We start from the raw sequence: 19,985 nt of genomic DNA on the forward strand, positions 1-19,985 counted from the left end.
AACACCGATGAACACGCTCGATTTCCTGGACAAGAAGTCCCTCCGCGACGACATCCCCGACTTCCGTCCCGGTGACACCCTGAACGTGCACGTCAAGGTCATCGAAGGCTCCAAGGAGCGTGTGCAGGTCTTCAAGGGTGTCGTCATTCGCCGCCAGGGCGGCGGCGTCCGCGAGACCTTCACCGTCCGCAAGGTGTCCTTCGGCGTCGGCGTCGAGCGCACCTTCCCCGTGCACAGCCCCAACCTGGCCCAGATCGAGGTCGTCACCCGCGGTGACGTCCGTCGCGCCAAGCTGTACTACCTCCGCGATCTCCGTGGCAAGGCTGCCAAGATCAAGGAAAAGCGCTGAGCTTTCCCAGAAGCCCGGCACTGCGTTCGCGCAGTGCCGGGCTAATCTGATTTCGTGACAGATTCTTCGAAGGAGCGGGCATTGTCGTCGGAATCCGATACCACCGGCGATCCCGCGGTCGCATCCGCCCCTGCAGGTGCGACCAAGCCGGAGAAGAAGCCCCGCTCTTTCCTGCGCGAGTTGCCGATCCTCATTCTGGTCGCGCTCGTGCTGAGTTTTCTTCTGCAGACCTTCATCGCCCGCGTCTATCTCATCCCGTCGGAGTCGATGGAACCCACCCTTCACGGATGTGCCGGGTGCACCGGCGACCGCATCGTCGTCGAAAAGGTCGGTTACCACTTCGGCGAACCTCAGCCGGGTGACGTCATCGTTTTTCGTGGTCCCGACTCCTGGTCGCAGGATTTCGTCTCCATTCGTTCCTCGAATGTGGTGGTTCGCGGCGCCCAGGAACTCGGTTCATTGGTCGGCCTCGTGCCGCCGGACGAGAACGACCTGGTCAAGCGAGTAATTGCCACCGGCGGCCAAACCGTCGAATGCTGCGACGAACAGGGACGCATCCTCGTCGACGGCAAACCCCTCGACGAGCCGTACGTCGTGACGGATTTCCCGTTCGTGCCCGGTTCGCAGGCCTGCGACACCGCTCTGAAATCGGCGCGCTGCTTCGGTCCCGTTACCGTCCCGGAGGGGCACGTGTGGGTGATGGGTGACAACCGCAGCAATTCGGCGGACTCGCGGTATCACGTCGGCGACGACATGCAGGGCACCATTCCGCTCGACAACGTCATCGGCAAGGCGGTCGTCATCGCATTGCCACCGTCGCGGATGGGCACCATCAGCTCCCCCGATATTCAGGGCAAGTGACTTCCTGGCCGCCACGTATCGTCATCCGCAGGTCGGCTGGTCTGCGGACGATGGAATCGGCCCTCATTCGTAGCGGGCTGGGGCCGGTGGCGGGCGTGGACGAGGCCGGCCGGGGGGCATGTGCGGGTCCACTCGTCGTAGCGGCCTGCGTCCTGGCCCCCAAGCCCTATCCCGCCCTGGCTCGGCTCGACGACTCCAAGAAGCTCACCGAGCGGACGCGTGAGGAGCTCTACCCAGCTATCACCCGGCTTGCCCTGGCATGGAGTGTCGTGTCGATTACGGCCGAGGAGGTCGACCGCATCGGAGTACACGTGGCCAACATCGAGGGCATGCGTCGGGCGGTTGCCGGGTTGTCCACCACGCCGGGTTACGTCCTCACCGACGGTTTCCGCGTGCCGGGCATCCCCGCTCCCTCCTTGCCGGTCATCGGTGGTGACGGCGCGGCGGCATGCATCGCGGCCGCGAGCATCCTGGCGAAGGTCACCCGCGACCGCGTCATGGTGGAGATGGACGACGAGTATCCGGGTTACGGGTTCGCGATCCACAAAGGCTATTGCACATCCGCACACACGAGCGCGCTCGAGGCGTTGGGCCCCTGTCGCGAGCACCGCCGGTCGTGGGCGAACGTCGCCGCGGTACGGAACCGAGTGCAGGGCACCGCGGCACCGAGTGGATAACCGTTCGGAAAGTGCGAGATGATGACTATTCACACCAGAGCAGGAGGACTCCGAGACCGATGAGTGCCGAGGATCTCGAGAAGTACGAAACCGAGATGGAGCTGTCGCTCTACCGCGAGTACCGGGACATCGTCGGTCAGTTTTCTTATGTCGTGGAGACCGAGCGCCGGTTCTATCTGGCCAACTCGGTGGAGTTGCTGCCGCACAACGCGGACGGTGAAATCTACTTCGAGCTGCGCATGTCCGACGCGTGGGTCTGGGACATGTATCGGCCCGCGCGGTTCGTGAAGTATGTCCGGGTCATCACCTTCAAGGATGTGAACATCGAGGAACTGGACAAACCCGACCTGCGGCTGCCCGACAACGGGTTGTCCTGAGGTTTCGTCCACGTACGATCAGCCGATGGCCGAACAGAGGCGCGTTGCGCTCGCTCTGGGCAGCGGGGGAGCGCGCGGTTATGCGCACATCGGAGCGATTCAGGTGCTCGAGGAGCACGGTTTCGAGATCGTCGGGATTGCAGGGTCGTCCATGGGCGCTCTTGTCGGGGGTGTCTACGCGGCCGGAAAGCTCGACGACTTCACGCGCTGGGCGTTGAGCCTGACTCAGCTCGATGTGATGCGCCTGCTGGATCTGTCGGTCTCGGCTCCCGGTGCCATTCACGCGGAGAGAATTCTCCACAGAGTTCGTGAGGTACTGGGCGAGGTCCGGATCGAGGACCTTCCTATTCCGTATACCGCGGTCGCGACCGATCTGGCAGCGGGACGATCGGTCTGGTTCCAGCGGGGGCCTGTCGACGCCGCGATCCGAGCATCGATCGCCATCCCCGGAGTTATCACGCCCTCCGTGCTCAATGGTCGCGTACTTGCCGACGGCGGGGTGCTCGATCCGTTGCCGTTGGCCCCCCTCGTGGCTGCGGGGCCGGCGCTCAGAATCGCGGTCAGTCTGGGTGCCGACGACAGGGAAAACCGGTCTCAGGCTCCCGAGAACGCGAGCGCGGACTCGCGACCTGTCGACGAGTGGCTCGCGAGGTTCCGCCGCAGTACTGCCCAGCTCCGTGAACTGGATATCGTGCGATCGGTCGTCGGCCGATTCGGTACTGCCCATGCGGAGCTCGATTCGCTGGACGACACGGTCGAGGTGCCGGGCGGGGACAGCGTGAATGCGGACGGGGCGATGGCTGTTCCCAAGTTCAGCCGATTCGCAGTGATGAACCGCTCGCTGGACATGATGCAGGCAACACTGGCTCGATACCAGCTCGCTGCGTACCCACCGGACGTCCTCGTCCGCATTCCGCGCACCGCATGTCGCAGTCTTGACTTCCATCGCGCGGCGGAGATGATCGAACTGGGTCGCGCCCGCACCGAAAGTGCTCTTGCTGACGCCGGACTGACTGCCACGGTCAAGGACTCTGCCGGCTTCACTGGATCGGACACCGGCATGTCGGGGACCTAGCCCCGCTCCGAACCGAGGTCGTACGTCGAGCCGTCTCGGCGAGTCACACGCAGAGCAAGGATACCGTGGGCGTTCATCAGCCGGCACACGTCGTCGCGATCGTCGTAGAAGACGCTCACCCGTAGCTCCCGGCACTTGTCGAGTTTCAGTTCGGGTGCTTGGCGCGGATGGTCGAACCTGACCTCGTACACCGGTATGGCGGTACTGAATCCCAGTGTCCGGACGTCACGTTCGACGGTGCCTGCGGTGCGATCCCCGACGGCGGAGATGATGACCACGTCGTGGCCGGCCGACCGATGCATGTCGGCGAGCTCGCGAAAATACTCGGGATAGTGGCTGATGACCTGCCAATAGTCGAATCCGACCACCATGGCGCCGACTCTCCTTCTCGTTGTCCGGTGCACGTTCTTTCGTCCAGCATTCCGCCCGGTGCGGTCGGCCGCCAGCGAAGTTCGAATCGTGGGCGTGTTTTCCGAGCTTGACACGATTGACCAGCGGTTCGAGTGCTGATCCGAGGCGTAGATCGCCTAGTTGTCCACAACCTGTGGTTGCTCCACAGGTCAATTTTTTCGACCAGCTCGCAGGGTCTCGCACGATTCGCCCTGCGGCACAGTGATGGAGGGGCGCGGTCCGCATCGGTGGACCGCCGGGGGAGTCGACGGAGGCTGCGATGGCGCACAATCTTGCGCTCGGCGCACATGGGGAAGATCTGGCGGCCCGGTATCTCACCGATGCGGGTATGGAGATCGTCGACCGCAACTGGCGGTCGCGGTACGGGGAGGTCGATCTCATTGCAGCAGAGGCTGACTGGCTCGTATTCGTCGAGGTGAAGACACGCCGCGGTCTCGGTTTCGGTAGCCCGGCCGAGGCGGTGACGTTCTCCAAGCAGCGAAGGATCCGATTGCTGGCGGTGGAATGGCTGCGCGACTCGGGCCGGCACTGGTCCCGGGTGCGTTTCGATGTCGTTGCGATCATGGTGAACCGTGCCGGGGAACCACAGATCGAGCATGTCCGGGACGCGTTTTGATGGCGCTGGGGCGCGCGCATTCGGTAGCGGTGACGGGGGTGGACGGTCAGCTGGTGGAAATCGAGGCGGACATCGGGCGCGGTCTTCCGGCCGTGCACCTCGTGGGATTGCCGGACACGGCGCTACAGGAGGCGCGCGACCGAATTCGCGCCGCCGTGACCAATTCGGGCGAGCAGTGGCCGGATTCGAAGGTCATCCTGGCCTTGTCGCCGGCGACCTTGCCGAAAGTCGGGTCCGTATACGACCTCGCACTGGTGGCGGCGGTGCTCGATGCGGCAAAGCAGGTCAAGCGTGATCGGCTCCGTGAGACGGTGTTGCTCGGCGAACTCGCGCTCGACGGCCGGCTTCGTGCGGTGCGCGGTGTGCTCCCTGCGGTTCTCGCGGCCAAGAACGCGGGATGGTCGACGGTCGTGGTACCCGTGCAGACCTTGCCCGAGGCCGGACTCGTCAGCGGGATCGAGGTCCTGGGCGCGCGTGATCTGCGGTCCGCTGTTGCATGGATGCGCGGCGAGTACGAACTCGAGTATCCCGAACCGACGGAGCGTCTGATTCAGCCTGTGCGCGGTGACCTCAGCGAGGTTGTCGGTCAAGCGGAGGCGCGCTGGGCCATCGAAGTTGCTGCGGCGGGTGCGCACCACCTCATGCTCACCGGTCCACCCGGTGTCGGCAAAACGATGCTCGCACAGCGGCTTCCGGGCATACTGCCACCGCTGACCGAAGGCGAGTCGCTCGAGGTGACCGCGATTCACTCGGTGGCGGGCCTGCTGCCACCGGATAGGCCGCTGATCGACGTCCCACCCTTCATCGCGCCACACCACACGGCTACGGTCAGCGCTCTCGTCGGCGGGGGCAGTGGCGTCGCGAGGCCGGGCGCCGTGAGTCGTGCACACCGGGGCGTGCTGTTTCTCGACGAATTCGCCGAAATCGGCACCAAGGTACTCGAGGCCCTTCGCACGCCCCTGGAGGACGGCGAGGTGCGGATCGCCCGCCGGGACGGTGTGGCGCGCTACCCCGCTCGTTTCCAGTTGATCCTCGCCGCGAACCCGTGTCCGTGTGCCCCGGCCCGTGAGGCCGACTGCATCTGCGCTCCGACGGCGAGGAGGCGGTATCTGGGGAAACTGTCGGGGCCGCTCCTCGATCGTGTGGACCTGCGTGTGCGGATGCAGGCGGTGGCGACCGGCGCGTTCATCGATGAGATCGGTGAGAGCACCGAGAACGTCCGCCGGCGGGTGGCCGCTGCCCGCGCCGCGGCTGGGGAGCGCTGGTACGACCACGGTTGGCGTACCAACGCGGAGGTGCCGGGGCCGGCTCTGCGCCAGAAGTTCCGCTTGTCCCGGCCCGCACTCGCACCGGTGGAGCGTGCGCTGCAGAAGGGAATGATCACCGCGCGTGGCGCCGATCGGGCACTGCGGGTGGCATGGACGGTAGGCGATCTGGCCGGTCTCGCGATGCCCGGACCGGAGCAAGTGGTGACCGCCTTGGGATTTCGTGATCGGAGTTTTCAATGACTGTGGAGATCCGCGGCGGTACCGATAATCGGCCGGGTGCACACGATCCGCGTCGGTTGGCCTGGGCCTATCTGTCGAAGGTGGTGCAAGGTCCGTGCCCGGCGCTGTCGCGACTTGTCGACGAGGTGGGGCCGGAGGAGGCTGCGCGCGCGGTGCGTGAACGGGATCTGTCGGAGTTGCTGGGGGAGAAGACTGTTGCGCGGGCGCACGTAGATACTGCCGCCCATGACCTCGATCTGGTGACCGGGATGAGTGGTCGGCTCATCACTCCCGACGACGACGAGTGGCCACAGTGGCGGCTACTCGGGTTCGACACTCTGTCGGCGTCGCGGGAGGACGGCGCGCCGTTTGCGCTGTGGGTGCTGGGTTCACGTTCGCTGACCGAGCTGACTGAACGCGCGATCTCTGTTGTGGGCACCCGCGCGGCGAGTGGCTACGGCGAACACGTCACTGCAGAGCTGGCGGGTGACCTCGCCGTCGACGGTTGGACCATTGTGTCGGGGGCGGCGTTCGGGATCGATGGCGCCGCGCATCGGGCGGCATTGGGTGTCGGTGGTCTGACCGTGGCGGTGCTGGCATGCGGAGTGGACAGGGCGTATCCGGCCGGTCATGCCCGCTTGTTGCGCCAGATCGCGCAGAACGGCGCGGTGATCAGTGAGTATCCGCCGGGGACGACACCGGCGAAGTACCGGTTCCTTGCCAGGAACCGGCTTGTGGCGAGCTTGTCCGACGGTGTCGTCGTGGTGGAGGCAGGGTGGCGCAGTGGTGCCCGGAACACGGCGAGTTGGGCGCGCAAGCTCGGGCGCCCGGTGATGGCGGTGCCGGGGCCGGTGACGTCGGTGTCCTCGACAGGGTGCAATCGCATGATCCGGGAGGGGGAGGCGCGTCTGGTGGCGAATGCGGTGGATGTGGTCGACGAGGCGGGTCCGATCGGGTTGCGTGCGGGAGTCGATGGTGATGTCGAACGCGATCTCGATGCCGTGCGTGCTCTCGACGGACTGTCGGGGGATGCGTTACTGGTGTATGAGGCGTTGCCGGCGCTCGGTGCCAGCGGAGTGCGAGAGCTGTCGGAGGCCTCGGGTATCGCGGTTCACAAGGTGCGGGCGGTGCTGCCGATGCTCGAAATGGAAGGTTTCGTGGACTCCGGCGACACGGGGTGGTCGCGGCAGCGATGAAGATGGTCGGCGCTTCGTTCGACGGCGTGAAGTGCGAGTCGAAGCACCCGATCGGCTACGAGCTGAGGTACAACTTTCGTAGTGCGCACCTCCCAATCGCAGACGAACCGGGAAAAGGTTCGGGATCACGTAAGGAGTGAGACATGGGATCAGCGGGTGATCTGTGGCGGAACTTCGTCGCACACGTGTTGAGCTTGTTGATTGCGTCCGGCTCGTAGAGCCGAAAGCAGTGGGGTCCGATCCTCTTCGGAACGGGTCGGAATCCCGCTGTGCGAGGCCGTTGGTTACCCCTCCTGTACCGTAGTTAGGTAAGACTAACCAACTTGATGTGTAGTGTAGAGGTGACGTATGGCCAAGCCGAGTGCCACATTGACCGTCCGCCGGACCGAGTGGCTTACCCCCCACATGGTTCGCGTTTTCCTGGGTGACCCGGGATTCGACAGCTTTGTGCCCAACGCATTCACCGACGCCTACGCGAAGCTCGAGTTCGGCCCCAGCGAACAGCCCACGCTCCGCACGTACACGATCCGCTCGGTGAACTCTGTCGAGCGCGAGATCGCCATCGACTTCGTGGTCCACGGCGACGCCGGCGTCGCAGGGCCGTGGGCGGCAGCCGCCACGGCGGGTGACACTGTGCGGCTTCGGGGTCCCGGCGGCGCCTTCGCTCCGGACACCGCTGCCGACTGGTACTTGTTCGCCGGCGACGAGACCGCGATCCCCGCCATCTCGGCGGCGGTCGAGAAGCTCGACGCGGCGGCGAAGGGGTACGTCTTCCTCGAGGTGGCAGGACCGGAAGACGAGGTCGGCTTCGACGCACCGGCAGGGGTCGACATAGCGTGGATACACCGCGGTGACACAGCAGACCGAATCGGTGACGACGCGTCCGGAGACAGCGCGCCCCTTATCGAGGCGGTGAAGAACGCCGACTGGTTGTCCGGCAGGCAATCCGCAGGTCTTCATCCACGGCGAAGCCCAGGCCGTCATGCACAATCTGCGGTCCTATATGCGACACGAGCGCGGAGTGCCGGCCTCCTCCGCATCGATCTCCGGCTACTGGCGTCGCGGGCGCACCGAGGAAGGCTTCCGCGTGTGGAAGTCCGAACTCGCCGCCAGCGAGGGCGCCGCACGCTGATTTTCGCGGTGGACGTTACGCCGTGTGCGTCCGCCGCGTCAGCAGCATGAGCGCGAGCATCGCGATGGCGCCCGAGAGCGGAATCGCTACAGCCATCGGGACCGCGGTGGCGGGGCCGGCGACTCCGACCAGAGGGGAGACGAGTGCCGCCAGCCCGAACTGGCCGGCACCCAACAGGGCGGAACCAGTTCCCGATGCCTTGGTCACCTCGCCTTGAGCAAGCGCGGTCGCATTTCCCATGACGAACCCGAGGCTCGCCACCGAGACGAACAACGGAACCAGGATCATCCACCACGACGGAGCATCGGTCGTTGTCGCGGCGATGAGCAGTACCGTGCCGCCGACAAGCAGCACCGTGACCCCGAACCCGAGCAGCTGACGGGCGCGGAACGTGCCGAGCAGGCGCGTGTTCGCGATCGCGGCAATCACCATGCCCGAAGCATTGATCGCAAACACAATAGAGAACTGGCCGGGGCTGAGCCCGAGCACGTTCTGAACGACGAAGGGTGAAGCGGAAATATAGGCGAAGAGTGCGCCGAATCCGAAGATGAACGTCAACGCATAGCCGAGATACACGCGGTTGCCGACCACATACCGGAGATTCCGGGCGAGAGCCGCGAGACCGCCTGCGTGCCTCTTCTCGACGGGAAGTGTTTCCGGCACGAGCGTGAGCACGCCGAGCACCATCACGAACCCTGCGCCGGCGAGCACCCAGAAGATTCCCCGCCAGCCAACCGGGCCCAGTAGCGCTCCTCCGATCAGCGGAGCGATAACGGGCGCGACCCCGCCGATGATCATCATGATGCTGAAGAGCCGCGCGGCGTTGTCGCCGCGGGCGCGGTCCGCAATGCAGGCACGTGCGAGCACGATCGCGGCGCCACCACTGAGGCCCTGGAAAAGTCGTGCCGCGATCAGAGTCTCGACGCTCGGTGCCAGAGCGCACACCATCGCTGCGATCGTCGTGACTACCGTGGCCGCGAGGAGAAGTCGTCGTCGACCCAGACCATCCGACAGTGGACCCACCACCAATTGGCCGATGCCGAGCCCGGCCATGAAGGTGGTGAGTGTGAGTTGAACACTGGGCGCCGACGTGCGCAGGCTCTCCGCCATGACGGGTAGTCCGGGGAGATACATGTCGGTGGCCAGCGGGGCGATCGCCGACAGTAATGCCAGCACACACAACATGGGAATGGAGATCGTTCGCTGCACGAATGAACTCTACCGGCGCGGCCGCTTGACTCGTCGTCCCTGCGCGGCGACTCTTGCCACCATGAGTACCGCCTTGCCGCCGCATCTCGAGACGGTACTCGACGAGTACGCGCGGCATCTCGGGCTCGAACGCGGACGCTCCCCGCACACGGTGAAGGCGTACCTCGCGGACGCGAGATCGCTGATGCGCCACTGGCTGTCGACAGCGCCCGGCGCACAACTCGCGGAATTGGACATCCGGGTGCTGCGCTCGTGGCTGGCCGGCCAGTCCGTTGCGGGAGTCGCGCGCACGACACTCGCTCGGCGGACGTCGTCCGTGCGAAACTTCACAGCCTGGTTGTTACGTACGAGGCGAATCCCGGTCGATCCGGGCGCCAGGCTGGGCGCGGCGAAAGCGCACCGGACGTTGCCGGCGGTTCTGCGACAGTCGCAGGCCGCCGACGCCATGGACGCCGCAGAAACGGGTGCGCGGGAGCAGGACCCCCTTGCCCTGCGTGATCGCCTCATCGTCGAAATGCTCTACGCCACGGGTATTCGGGTCGGTGAACTGTGCGGGCTGGACCTCGGCTCGGTGGATCGCGAGCGGCGGCTGCTGCGTGTGATCGGCAAGGGCGACAAGGAAAGGTCCGTGCCGTACGGCAAGCCGGCGGCCGAGGCGGTGGACGTCTGGCTGCATATCGGCCGTCCGGCTCTGGCGACCGAGTCGTCCGGGCAGGCATTGCTGCTCGGGAAGCGCGGGAGGCGGCTGAATCAACGTCAGGCGCGGACAGCCGTTCACGAGGTTCTGTCCGCCGTGCCCGGTGCCCCCGACCTCGGTCCGCACGGACTCCGGCACACTGCGGCAACGCATCTGCTCGAAGGTGGAGCCGATCTGCGCGTGGTTCAGGAACTGCTCGGTCACGCGAGCCTGGCCACAACTCAGCTGTATACGCATGTGTCCGTGGCGAGGTTGCGCGCCGTGCACGATCAGGCGCATCCCCGCGCCTGAGCCCGTTTGGTAGCGTCGCCCCACGAATCTGCAGTTTTTCTGCACTATCCCGGGGGAATCGTGGACCGCGAAAATGTGACAGGGCCACAGCCGGCGTGGCTGAACGACGGCGGCGAAGCACCGAGGGGGACCGCGGCTACGGATCCGTGGGGGCAACAGTCGTGGGACGAACACCCTCCGGCGACGAGCCAGCATCAGATCAGCAACCAGGACCTGGTGGCGGATGCCCTGCTCAGGCGGCCGCGACGTGCCCCCGCCCGCGGGTGGCGGCGGGGTCTGCACCGGCTGACGGGCGGAACGCTGAATCCGGGGGAGTCCGCGGGGGAAGCGCGCGACGCCGCACTCCTCGCCCGTATTCGTCAACCGATTCAGGGGGATTACCGGATAGCGTTCCTGTCCCTCAAGGGCGGTGTCGGCAAGACGACGACCACCATCGGACTGGGCTCGACATTCGCGTCCTTGCGTGGAGACTGCGTCATCGCTGTCGACGCAAACCCCGACTTCGGGACGCTGGCGCAGCGGGTACCTCTTCAGACCCATTCGACGGTCCGCGATCTCATTGCGGCTGAGCCGACGATCCGCCGCTATTCGGATGTCCGGGCGCACACGTCGCAGGCGCCGAGTCGGCTCGAGGTGCTCGCGAGCGAACAGGACCCGGCCATCTCCGAGGCCTTCAGCGAGGACGACTACCGCCGCGTGATCGACATCCTGCAGGTGTACTACAACATCATCTTGACGGACTGCGGCACAGGCATCATGCACTCTGCGATGAACGGCGTTCTGCAACTGGCAAATTCGTTGGTTCTGGTCAGCTCGCCCGCGATCGACGGAGCGCGGAGCGCGGCGGCCACTCTCGACTGGCTGGGGCATCACGGTTACGGTCACCTCGTCTCCCGCACCGTCGTGGTGATCAGTGCCGCCAGGCCGGGGTCGTCCGGAATCGATCTGACAGAGCTGGCCAATCACTTCCTGCAGCGCTGCCGGGCTGTGAAGGTGGTGCCTTTCGACGAGCATCTCGCCGAGGGGTCCGTCGTCGATCTCGACCTCGTGCGACCGCAGACACGTCAGGCATTCGTCGAACTGGCAGCGATGGTGGCCGACGACTTCCCCGAGTCGGCTGGCCGGCACGCCGTCGCGGAATGGCGATAGCTCCCCGGATCACCGCGGAACGACGGGTTTCAGCCGTATCGGTGCCACCCGGACCAGACCCAGCGGGTCGAGATAGACGCGGTCGCGGCGAAGGCCCCAATGCAGGCACGCGGCGACAGGCGCGATGCAGCCCGGGTGCCCGGGTTCGAGCGTGCCGAGCACGGTTCCCCTGCCTACCCGGAGACCGGCGGTGACGCGGGCGGTGACCGGTTCGTACGTGGTGCGTAGCCCACCGAGGTGGTCGACGGACACGACGGGTTTGCCGGCCACCGTGCCGGCGAATACCACGACCCCTTCCCCCGCAGAGAGCACCGCTTGATCGGGCACGCCGCCCAGATCGACGCCGCGGTGACCGGGAAGCCAGTCGTGCTCCGGATTGTCGAACACCCGGACGACGCGTGGTCGCGGGTGGAGCGGCCAATCGAACTCCGCGGTGGGAACCGCGTCGGCGGGCGTGGCGGCGACGACCGAGCCGCACAGCATGGTGGCGACGGCGACCGCCGACACCAGCGTCCGAAGGGTTGCACCGATCATCGTCACGGCTGGAACCATGCCGCAGTTCCGGGGGCCCGAACCCGGCGCCGGGGAATCTGTGGACAGGTCCGGGTCGATCCACAGATGCGCGGGCACCACTTGCGCGACGGGCGCGTGTGTGCCCGGGAGACGGCGGGTTAGGGCGAACGCCGCCGAGGCCGTACACTGATCGAGCGGTCTGTGCTCGCACAGTCCGACTTCGCGCGCCCGCGCAGGTTATCGGCCATCGGCTGGTCTCGCATCTCGGTGTGAGTTCCGGTGGTCACGGGCGTCAGGGCACAGCATCACCGGTGCTGTGCATCAACCGGCAATGAAAGAGAGATACACAGCCATGGCTGTTGTAACAATGAAGCAGCTGCTCGACAGCGGCACGCACTTCGGTCACCAGACCCGTCGCTGGAACCCGAAGATGAAGCGATTCATCTTCACTGACCGCAACGGCATCTACATCATCGACTTGCAGCAGACGCTGACGTACATCGACAAGGCGTACGAATTCGTCAAGGAGACCGTTGCCCACGGTGGCACCGTTCTCTTCGTCGGCACCAAGAAGCAGGCACAGGAGTCCATCGCGGCCGAGGCCACTCGCGTCGGGATGCCCTACGTCAACCAGCGTTGGCTCGGCGGCATGCTCACCAACTTCACCACCGTCCACAAGCGTCTGCTCCGCCTCAAGGAACTCGAGTCGATGGAGCAGAGCGGTGGCTTCGAGGGACGCACCAAGAAGGAAATCCTCATGCTCACGCGTGAGATGACCAAGCTGGACCGCACCCTCGGCGGTATCCGCGACATGGCCAAGGTTCCTTCCGCGGTGTGGGTCGTCGACACCAACAAGGAGCACCTGGCGGTTGCCGAGGCTCGCAAGCTCAACATCCCGGTCATCGCGATCCTGGACACGAACTGCGACCCCGACCTCGTCGACTACCCGATCCCGGGTAACGACGACGCCATCCGCAGTGCCGCGCTCCTCACCAAGGTCGTCGCTTCCGCAGTGGCCGAGGGTGTGCAGGCCCGTGCCGGACTGAGCGCCGACAAGGACGCGAAGCCCGAAGCCGGCGCCGGTGAGCCCCTCGCCGAGTGGGAGCAGGAACTGTTGTCCCAGGCGACCCCCGCGGACGAGGCCGCTGCCGCTCCGGCAGCCGAGGCGCCCGCAGCCGAGGCGCCCGCAGCCGAAGCTCCCGCAGCAGAGGCACCGGCCACCGAGGCCTGATCCGATGACAACGGCCCTGACCAGAAGCTCGAGTGGTCAGGGCCGTTTCACGGTCTGCACCGAGTACTACCCTGACTTACGTCCCGACAGACATATGAGGAGGCTCGCTCACCATGGCGAACTACACCGCCGCTGACGTCAAGCGGCTCCGCGAGCTGACCGGCTCCGGAATGATGGCCTGTAAGAACGCTCTCGCCGAGGCCGACGGCGACTTCGACAAGGCTGTCGAGCAGCTGCGCATCAAGGGTGCCAAGGATGTGGGTAAGCGTGCGGAGCGCACCACGGCCGAGGGCCTGGTCGTCGCCAAGGACGGCGTCCTGCTCGAGATCAACTGCGAGACGGACTTCGTCGCCAAGAACGAAGACTTCCTGAAGTTGGCCGAGTCGATCGTTTCGGTCGCCGCCGCGGAGAAGCCCGCTGACATCGACGCCCTCAAGGCGCTCGAGCTCGACGGCAAGACTGTCGACACCGTCGTGCAGGAACAGTCCGCGAAGATCGGTGAGAAGCTCGAACTGAGCAAGATTGCGTCCTTCGACGGGCCGGTTGCCGTCTATCTGCACAAGCGCAGTGCCGACTTGCCGCCCGCCGTTGGCGTTCTCGTCGAGTACACCGGCGAAGGCGACGCTGCGGCCGAGGCCGCTCGCGCCGCAGCCATGCAGGTTGCTGCGCTCAAGGCCAAGTACGTGACGCGCGACGAGGTCCCCGAGGACATCGTCGCCAACGAGCGCCACATCGCCGAAGAGACCGCCCGCGCGGAGGGCAAGCCCGAGCAGGCGCTGCCGAAGATCATCGAAGGCCGTGTCAACGGGTACTTCAAGGACGTCGTGCTGACCGAGCAGTCTTCGGTTCAGGATTCCAAGAAGTCCGTGAAGGCGATCCTCGACGAGGCCGGCGTGGCGATCAAGCGCTTCGTGCGCTTCGAGGTCGGTTCTTCGAGCTAGTCGTGTCAGTCGTATGACCCCGTCGGACGAGTGCGCTCGCCCGGCGGGGTCTACGTGTGCCGCCACTGCCTCGATGAGGCAGGATGAGGATGGCCGTCTGTAGGTGTCGAGCCGGCCCGTCGGTCCGCTCGGCTGTAGTGGAACCGACGAGTGCGGATGAACCGAGGAGAGCAATGTCCGAACCAGCCAGCGAACGTCCAGGATTTCATCGAGTCCTTCTCAAACTCGGTGGCGAAATGTTCGGTGGTGGGAAGGTCGGCCTGGACCCTGACGTGGTGACCAAGGTCGCCGAACAAATCGCCGGAGTCGTGCGGTCCGGCGTGCAGGTGGCGGTAGTGATAGGCGGCGGAAACTTCTTCCGCGGTGCCGAACTGCAGCAGCGAGGACTCGACCGTGCTCGTTCCGACTACATGGGCATGCTCGGCACCGTGATGAATTGCCTTGCCCTTCAGGATTTCCTGGAGAAGGAAGGCGTCGACAGCCGCGTGCAGACAGCGATCACCATGGGGCAGGTGGCCGAGCCGTACATTCCGCTGCGCGCGCAGCGTCATCTGGAGAAGGGTCGCGTCGTGATCTTCGGGGCGGGGATGGGAATGCCCTATTTCTCGACCGACACGACGGCTGCTCAACGGGCTCTCGAGATCGGCGCCGAGGTGGTGCTGATGGCGAAGGCGGTCGACGGCGTATTCACGGCGGACCCCAATCTCGACCCCACCGCGACGATGTACACGCAGATCACCCACCGCGAGGTCATCGAACAGGGACTCAAGGTGGCCGATGCGACCGCATTCAGTCTCTGCATGGACAACGAAATGCCGATCATGGTGTTCAATCTGCTCACCGAGGGCAATATTGCCAGGGCGGTATCTGGTGAGAAGATCGGAACGCTCGTCAAGTCATGACGAATCGATGCAGAACGACATGGAGGAACAGCCGTGATTGATGAAGCTCTCTTCGAAGCCGAGGAGAAGATGGAGAAGGCTGTCACGGTGGCCAAGGATGACCTGGGTTCCATCCGGACGGGCCGGGCGAACCCTGGAATGTTCTCGCGCATCGGTATCGACTACTACGGTGCGTTCACCCCGATCACGCAGCTGGCCAGCATCAACGTCCCGGAAGCGCGGCTCGTGGTGGTCAAGCCCTACGAGGCCTCTCAGCTCGGACCGATCGAGAACGCGATCCGTAACTCTGATCTGGGCGTGAACCCGTCCAACGACGGCAACCTGATCCGCATTTCCGTGCCGCAGCTCACGGAGGAACGCCGCCGTGAACTCGTGAAGCAGGCGAAGGCGAAGGGCGAGGATGCGAAGGTGTCGGTGCGCAACGTCCGCCGCAAGGCGATGGACGAACTGTCCCGCATCCAGAAGGACGGTGAAGCCGGCGAGGACGAGGTCGGGCGCGCCGAGAAGGAACTCGACAAGACGACTGCTCGTTACGTCGCGCAGATCGACGAGCTGGTGAAACACAAGGAAGCCGAGTTGCTCGAGGTTTGAGCGCGGGACGAGGAGTGGATCGGGGACAGTGACCGTGCCAACAGAACACGGGACGCCAGGGGGGCCAGCGTCCGAGGGCGAGCCTTCCGCGCAGTCGGAGGGAACGCGCCCCGCACAGTCGGAGGTGCCCCCGGCCACAGGATCGAAAGCGGGAAGGAATCTTCCCGCCGCGATCGCTGTCGGCGTCGGCCTCGGTGTCTCGCTGATCTTGATACTCGTGTACGTACCACTGGTGTGGATCGGTGTCGTGTCCGTCGCGATGGCCGTGGCCACCTGGGAGGTCACCAAGCGGTTGCGGGAAGCGGACATCAGCGCTCCTCGGATACCGTTGCTCGTGGGCGGGCAAGCCGTACTGTGGCTGGGCTGGCCATTCGGTCCGGAGGGTGTGCTCAGCGCGTTCGCGGGAACCGCTCTCGTGTGCATGGTGTGGCGCCTGTTCGACCACGGACTCAAGGCGACCCCTCGGAATTACCTGCGGGACACGGCGATCACCGTATTCGTGGCCGCGTGGATTCCCCTTCTGGCCTCGTTCGCGGTGCTGATGGTGTTGCAGGACGACGGGGCGGGCCGGGTGCTCTGCCTCATGATCGGGGTGGTCTGCTCCGACGTCGGTGGTTACGCCGCCGGAGTTCTCTTCGGTAAGCATCCGATGGTGCCGGCGATCAGCCCGAAGAAGTCGTGGGAGGGTTTCTTCGGTTCCCTGCTGTTCTGCGTGATCGGCAGTCTGCTCACGGTCACCCTCATCCTCGGCGAGAACCCGATGATCGGTGTACTGCTCGGTGTGGTCCTGGTGGTCACGGCCACGCTCGGTGACCTCATCGAATCCCAGGTGAAACGTGAACTGCGGATCAAGGACATGGGCACCCTTCTTCCCGGACACGGCGGAATCATGGACCGTCTCGATTCCGTGCTGCCGTCGGCGTTCGTGACGTGGCTGGTGCTCACGGTCCTCGTGTGACCGACCGGCCGTGACCATTCCCAGCCCCAACATCTGGCACTGGCCCGACACCTACGAGCTCGAGAACCGGGCGCAGGACGTCGACGGTGCGCTGTTCCGGCATCTACGGTCCACCCTGGACTGGGAAGGCAAGACCGTCGTCGACATCGGCTGCGGTTCCGGTTTTCATCTTCCGGTCTTTGCCGAAGCAGCGAGCACGGTGATCGGCGTCGAACCGCATCCGCCTCTACTCGACCTCGCCCGGCAGCGGGTCTCCGGCCTGTCCCACGTGCGAATACTCGCCGGATCGGCCGAGCGGATTCCCCTCGAAGACTCGAGCGTCGACCTGGTGCACGCCCGAACCGCCTACTTCTTCGGCCCAGGATGCGGACCGGGAATACTCGAGGCGATGCGGGTGCTCCGACCGGGAGGAGTGCTCGCGGTCATCGATCTCGACGCGACGGCGGAGCCCTACGGTGCATGGATGCGTGCCGACATGCCGCACTACAGACCGGCCGCGGTCGAAGCCTTCTTCGCGGCGCAGGGGTTCGACCTGACCCGGGTTCAGACGCGGTGGCTCTTCCCGGACCGGGAGTCGCTGCGCCGAGTCCTGGGCATCGAGTTCACCCGAAGCACGGCCGCGAAAGCCTATGCGCAGACGCCCGGCCTGGCCGTCGACGTGCGCTACCGCGTGCACATTCGCCGAAAGCCGGCCGGGCTGGAAGTACCGCGCACCGAGTGATTACCGCCGCGGCGCGATGTGGAACAGCTTCGCGAGCGCGTGAATCTTCTTCGCCTTCGCGAGTTTGGGCAGGTCACTACCATCGCGTACCCGCGATCCGTCTTCGCCGAGGTCGGCGATCACATCCATCGCCCACTCGGCTTCGGCGGGGGAGGGGCTGAGCGCATCATTCACGGACGCCGTCTGAGCGATGGTCATGCACAGCTTCCCGGTCATTCCCATCGACAGCGTGAGCGCCGACGCGCGCGCCAGCGCCTCGACGTCCGAACCGAGGGTAGGCCCGTCGATCGGTGCGGCGATCCGGGCGGCGCGGCTCGCGATCGTCAGCCGTGAGCGCGGATAGGCCATGGCCAGCGGCGAATCGTCCATCCCCGTGTCGCGCCGGAAGTCGCCGCTGCCGAAGGCGAGCCGGAAAGTCGCCTCGGCGCGAGCGATCTCCGGCGCAGCCTCGAGACCCATGGCGGATTCGACGAGAGCGAGCACCTTCGTCCCGGCGGGAAGGCGATCGGCGGTGGCGTCGACCTGCATTCCACTCTCGGTCTTGGCGAGCATGACGCCCTCGAGGCCGGGAACGTCGTTCAGTGCCGCGAGGTCGTCGGCCCAGAAAGGGGTGGTTGCATCGTTGATGCGGACCCACGCCCGCCGATTGTCGCCGAGCCAGGCGACCACGTCGGCGCGCGCGCGAGGCTTACGGTCGGGGGTGACGGCGTCCTCGAGGTCGAGGATGACGGCGTCCGCGGCGCTCGCATGCGCCGCCTCGAAACCTTCGGGCTTGCCGGCGGGAACCAGCAGCCAGGATCGCGCCTGTTCGGCAGCGATGCGCGGTGCCACAGTCGTCTCCATGTCGGCCTTCACAGTCGTACCGTTCCGGTGATATCCACGACAACCATCATGCGCGGTCGGCGCCGAGCCGATCCACTTGCGTAACTATTGTTCAGTCAGTAATTAGTGTTCAGGCGTTGCTGCCGGTTTGCCGCTCGCCGGATCTGGATGATCCGGATTCCCCCGGCGAGGGCCATGATCACGGCGCCGGCGATCGACGCCAGCAACAACGACACGCCGAGCGGAAGCGTGAACTCCCAGGCGAACAGTTCGAGTGTTGCGCTGTCGAGGTTCTGCAGGATGAACACGAGAAGCAGTACGAGAACGATGATTCCGATGACGAGGCCGGTCCAGGTCGCGCCCGCCCGGGTGTGTCTGATGCCCTTCTTCCGTGCGACGTCCGGATGCTGGGGTCCTGGGTGGGTGGTGTCCGGGTAGGGCGGATCGCCAGGCGTGGGCCCGCCGACTGGGCCACCGCCGGCCGGGACATCCGTAGGGGAATGCGAGGGGTCGTCCGGTGTTGTCGACATAACTCGATCTTCACCCACTCGGCGCGGTTCTGCACCCGCATCGGACGGCGGAATGGCGTCGATCACGTATCCGCGCGACATCGGCCCCCGAATCAATGGGACAATGGGAAAACTATGGCTGTCTCGCTCCCCCTCGTGTTCACCGCGCCCCGGCGCGGGATGCCGCCCCGGCATCTCGCGGACCTCGACTCCGCCGAACGCCGGAAGGTCGTCCAGGAACTGGGTCTGCCCGGTTTCCGTGCCGACCAGCTGGCCCGGCAGTATTACGCGCGCTTGGAGGCGGATCCGGAGAGAATGACCGATCTTCCGGCTGCGGTCCGGGAGCAGGTGGGGGCCGCCCTCTTCCCGACGCTGCTGACACCCGTCAAACATCTGGCGTGCGACGGTGGAGATACCCGGAAGACTCTGTGGAAGGCGAACGACGGAACACTTCTCGAGAGTGTTCTGATGCGATACCCCGACCGTGCGACCCTGTGTATCTCGAGTCAGGCCGGGTGCGGAATGGCGTGTCCGTTCTGCGCGACCGGCCAGGGCGGTCTGCAACGCAACCTGTCGACTGCCGAGATCGTCGACCAGGTGCGGGCCGCGGCCGCATCCCTGCGCGACGGTGAGGTTGCCGGAGGTCCGGGGCGCCTGTCGAATGTGGTGTTCATGGGTATGGGGGAGCCGCTCGCCAATTACAAGCGGGTCGTCGCGGCAGTGCGTCGTATCACTGCCCCGCCCCCCGAGGGCCTCGGGTTGTCGCAGCGTTCGGTGACGGTTTCGACGGTGGGACTGGCGCCTGCCATCCGCAAGCTCGCCGACGAGGATTTGAGCGTAACCCTCGCGGTGTCCTTGCACACACCCGACGACGAACTGCGCGACACCCTGGTGCCTGTCAACAACCGGTGGTCGGTTGCCGAGGTCCTCGATGCCGCCCGCTACTACGCGGACAAGTCGGGCAGACGCGTCTCGATCGAGTACGCCTTGATCCGGGACGTCAACGACCAGCCCTGGCGAGCGGACCTGCTGGGCAAGAAGCTGCGCAAGGCTCTCGGTCCCCTCGTGCACGTGAACCTCATCCCGCTCAACCCCACACCCGGCAGCGAATGGGATGCCAGCCCCAAGCCGGTGGAGAAGGAATTCGTTCGCCGCGTCATCGCGCAAGGTGTGTCCTGCACGGTGCGGGACACCCGGGGGCAGGAGATCGCCGCGGCGTGCGGCCAACTCGCCGCCGAAAACTGATTCGCCGCCACGAGTAGCGACAACA

22 protein-coding genes and 1 pseudogene are annotated in these 19,985 nt (G+C 65.7%); 18 read left to right on the forward strand and 5 right to left on the reverse strand.

Annotation, left to right across the window (positions count from 1 at the left end; translation table 11 throughout):
- Window positions 1-7 precede the first annotated feature (7 nt).
- The 5 genes from rplS to HYG77_RS29080 all read left to right on the forward strand — a co-directional run bounded on the left by rplS (window position 8) and on the right by HYG77_RS29080 (window position 3,339).
- Window positions 8-349 (forward strand): 50S ribosomal protein L19, encoded by a 342-nt coding sequence (gene rplS / locus HYG77_RS29060; protein WP_072687550.1) that lies wholly within the window; start codon window positions 8-10, stop codon window positions 347-349.
- Between the two features lie 81 nt (window positions 350-430).
- On the forward strand, window positions 431-1,210 hold the full coding sequence (gene lepB / locus HYG77_RS29065; RefSeq protein WP_109330959.1) for a signal peptidase I: 780 nt from the start codon (window positions 431-433) through the stop codon (window positions 1,208-1,210).
- Window positions 1,207-1,887: a ribonuclease HII gene (locus HYG77_RS29070; RefSeq protein ID WP_208961339.1), complete on the forward strand. Its 681-nt coding sequence runs from the start codon at window positions 1,207-1,209 to the stop codon at window positions 1,885-1,887. Before lepB ends, HYG77_RS29070 begins: the two co-directional genes overlap by 4 nt.
- A 59-nt stretch (window positions 1,888-1,946) precedes the next feature.
- Complete coding sequence (locus tag HYG77_RS29075; protein WP_005240496.1) at window positions 1,947-2,264, forward strand: DUF2469 domain-containing protein; 318 nt, start codon at window positions 1,947-1,949, stop codon at window positions 2,262-2,264.
- A 25-nt stretch (window positions 2,265-2,289) separates the two neighbouring features.
- Window positions 2,290-3,339 carry a patatin-like phospholipase family protein gene (locus HYG77_RS29080; protein ID WP_109330955.1) on the forward strand — a complete coding sequence of 350 codons (1,050 nt, stop codon included), beginning with the start codon at window positions 2,290-2,292 and terminating at the stop codon, window positions 3,337-3,339.
- Here the strand turns inward: HYG77_RS29080 and HYG77_RS29085 are convergent.
- On the reverse strand, window positions 3,336-3,710 hold the full coding sequence (locus HYG77_RS29085; RefSeq protein ID WP_109330953.1) for a hypothetical protein: 375 nt from the start codon (window positions 3,708-3,710) through the stop codon (window positions 3,336-3,338). The genes HYG77_RS29080 and HYG77_RS29085 overlap by 4 nt on opposite strands.
- A 299-nt stretch (window positions 3,711-4,009) precedes the next feature.
- On the opposite strand from HYG77_RS29085, the gene HYG77_RS29090 reads away from it, so the two are divergent.
- From HYG77_RS29090 to HYG77_RS29105, 4 genes and pseudogenes are all read left to right on the forward strand, one after another.
- Window positions 4,010-4,366 (forward strand): YraN family protein, encoded by a 357-nt coding sequence (locus tag HYG77_RS29090; RefSeq protein ID WP_109330951.1) that lies wholly within the window; start codon window positions 4,010-4,012, stop codon window positions 4,364-4,366.
- Window positions 4,366-5,874, forward strand: coding sequence for a YifB family Mg chelatase-like AAA ATPase (locus HYG77_RS29095; protein ID WP_208961340.1), 1,509 nt, complete (start codon window positions 4,366-4,368; stop codon window positions 5,872-5,874). Before HYG77_RS29090 ends, HYG77_RS29095 begins: the two co-directional genes overlap by 1 nt.
- On the forward strand, window positions 5,871-7,049 hold the full coding sequence (gene dprA, locus HYG77_RS29100; protein ID WP_109330931.1) for a DNA-processing protein DprA: 1,179 nt from the start codon (window positions 5,871-5,873) through the stop codon (window positions 7,047-7,049). Before HYG77_RS29095 ends, dprA begins: the two co-directional genes overlap by 4 nt.
- A 348-nt stretch (window positions 7,050-7,397) precedes the next feature.
- A pseudogene (locus tag HYG77_RS29105) lies at window positions 7,398-8,181 on the forward strand (siderophore-interacting protein).
- Between the two features lie 15 nt (window positions 8,182-8,196).
- On the opposite strand, the gene HYG77_RS29110 reads toward HYG77_RS29105, so the two are convergent.
- Complete coding sequence (locus HYG77_RS29110) at window positions 8,197-9,366, reverse strand: multidrug effflux MFS transporter (protein ID WP_109330925.1); 1,170 nt, start codon at window positions 9,364-9,366, stop codon at window positions 8,197-8,199.
- Between the two features lie 85 nt (window positions 9,367-9,451).
- Between HYG77_RS29110 and HYG77_RS29115 the strand changes: the two genes are divergently transcribed.
- Both HYG77_RS29115 and HYG77_RS29120 read left to right on the forward strand, forming a co-directional pair.
- Window positions 9,452-10,378, forward strand: a complete 927-nt coding sequence (locus HYG77_RS29115) for a tyrosine recombinase XerC (protein WP_109335179.1) — start codon at window positions 9,452-9,454, stop codon at window positions 10,376-10,378.
- A 75-nt stretch (window positions 10,379-10,453) separates the two neighbouring features.
- Entirely contained in the window at window positions 10,454-11,527 is a 1,074-nt protein-coding gene (locus tag HYG77_RS29120) for a MinD/ParA family protein (protein ID WP_244373296.1), read from the forward strand.
- Between the two features lie 9 nt (window positions 11,528-11,536).
- On the opposite strand, the gene HYG77_RS29125 is transcribed toward HYG77_RS29120, so the two are convergent.
- The gene (locus HYG77_RS29125; RefSeq protein ID WP_230990245.1) at window positions 11,537-12,010 is read right to left on the reverse strand and encodes a M23 family metallopeptidase; all 474 of its coding nucleotides are present in this window, start codon (window positions 12,008-12,010) and stop codon (window positions 11,537-11,539) included.
- Window positions 12,011-12,392: 382 nt separating this feature from the next.
- Here HYG77_RS29125 and rpsB point away from each other — a divergent pair, with 382 nt between their 5' ends.
- The 6 genes from rpsB (at window position 12,393) to HYG77_RS29155 (ending at window position 17,384) form a co-directional block, all read left to right on the forward strand.
- Entirely contained in the window at window positions 12,393-13,271 is an 879-nt protein-coding gene (gene rpsB, locus HYG77_RS29130) for a 30S ribosomal protein S2 (protein ID WP_208961341.1), read from the forward strand.
- Window positions 13,272-13,384: 113 nt separating this feature from the next.
- On the forward strand, window positions 13,385-14,212 hold the full coding sequence (gene tsf, locus HYG77_RS29135) for a translation elongation factor Ts (RefSeq protein ID WP_208961342.1): 828 nt from the start codon (window positions 13,385-13,387) through the stop codon (window positions 14,210-14,212).
- Between the two features lie 173 nt (window positions 14,213-14,385).
- Window positions 14,386-15,114, forward strand: coding sequence for a UMP kinase (gene pyrH, locus HYG77_RS29140; RefSeq protein ID WP_109330919.1), 729 nt, complete (start codon window positions 14,386-14,388; stop codon window positions 15,112-15,114).
- Between the two features lie 33 nt (window positions 15,115-15,147).
- Window positions 15,148-15,705, forward strand: a complete 558-nt coding sequence (frr, locus tag HYG77_RS29145; RefSeq protein WP_109330917.1) for a ribosome recycling factor — start codon at window positions 15,148-15,150, stop codon at window positions 15,703-15,705.
- 34 nt (window positions 15,706-15,739) lie between these two features.
- Window positions 15,740-16,663 (forward strand): phosphatidate cytidylyltransferase, encoded by a 924-nt coding sequence (locus tag HYG77_RS29150; RefSeq protein WP_208963561.1) that lies wholly within the window; start codon window positions 15,740-15,742, stop codon window positions 16,661-16,663.
- Between the two features lie 10 nt (window positions 16,664-16,673).
- Window positions 16,674-17,384 (forward strand): class I SAM-dependent methyltransferase, encoded by a 711-nt coding sequence (locus tag HYG77_RS29155; RefSeq protein WP_208961343.1) that lies wholly within the window; start codon window positions 16,674-16,676, stop codon window positions 17,382-17,384.
- On the opposite strand, the gene HYG77_RS29160 is transcribed toward HYG77_RS29155, so the two are convergent.
- A complete protein-coding gene (locus HYG77_RS29160) occupies window positions 17,385-18,239 on the reverse strand; it encodes an aldolase/citrate lyase family protein (RefSeq protein WP_204164767.1) in 855 nt (284 codons plus the stop codon).
- A gap of 83 nt (window positions 18,240-18,322) precedes the next feature.
- Complete coding sequence (locus HYG77_RS29165) at window positions 18,323-18,736, reverse strand: lipopolysaccharide assembly protein LapA domain-containing protein (RefSeq protein ID WP_109335174.1); 414 nt, start codon at window positions 18,734-18,736, stop codon at window positions 18,323-18,325.
- A gap of 114 nt (window positions 18,737-18,850) precedes the next feature.
- Here HYG77_RS29165 and rlmN point away from each other — a divergent pair, with 114 nt between their 5' ends.
- Window positions 18,851-19,960, forward strand: a complete 1,110-nt coding sequence (gene rlmN / locus HYG77_RS29170; protein ID WP_109330913.1) for a 23S rRNA (adenine(2503)-C(2))-methyltransferase RlmN — start codon at window positions 18,851-18,853, stop codon at window positions 19,958-19,960.
- Window positions 19,961-19,985 lie beyond the last annotated feature (25 nt).

This window comes from Rhodococcus sp. ZPP (assembly GCF_017656075.1).
Classification (GTDB): domain Bacteria; phylum Actinomycetota; class Actinomycetes; order Mycobacteriales; family Mycobacteriaceae; genus Rhodococcus_F; species Rhodococcus_F oxybenzonivorans.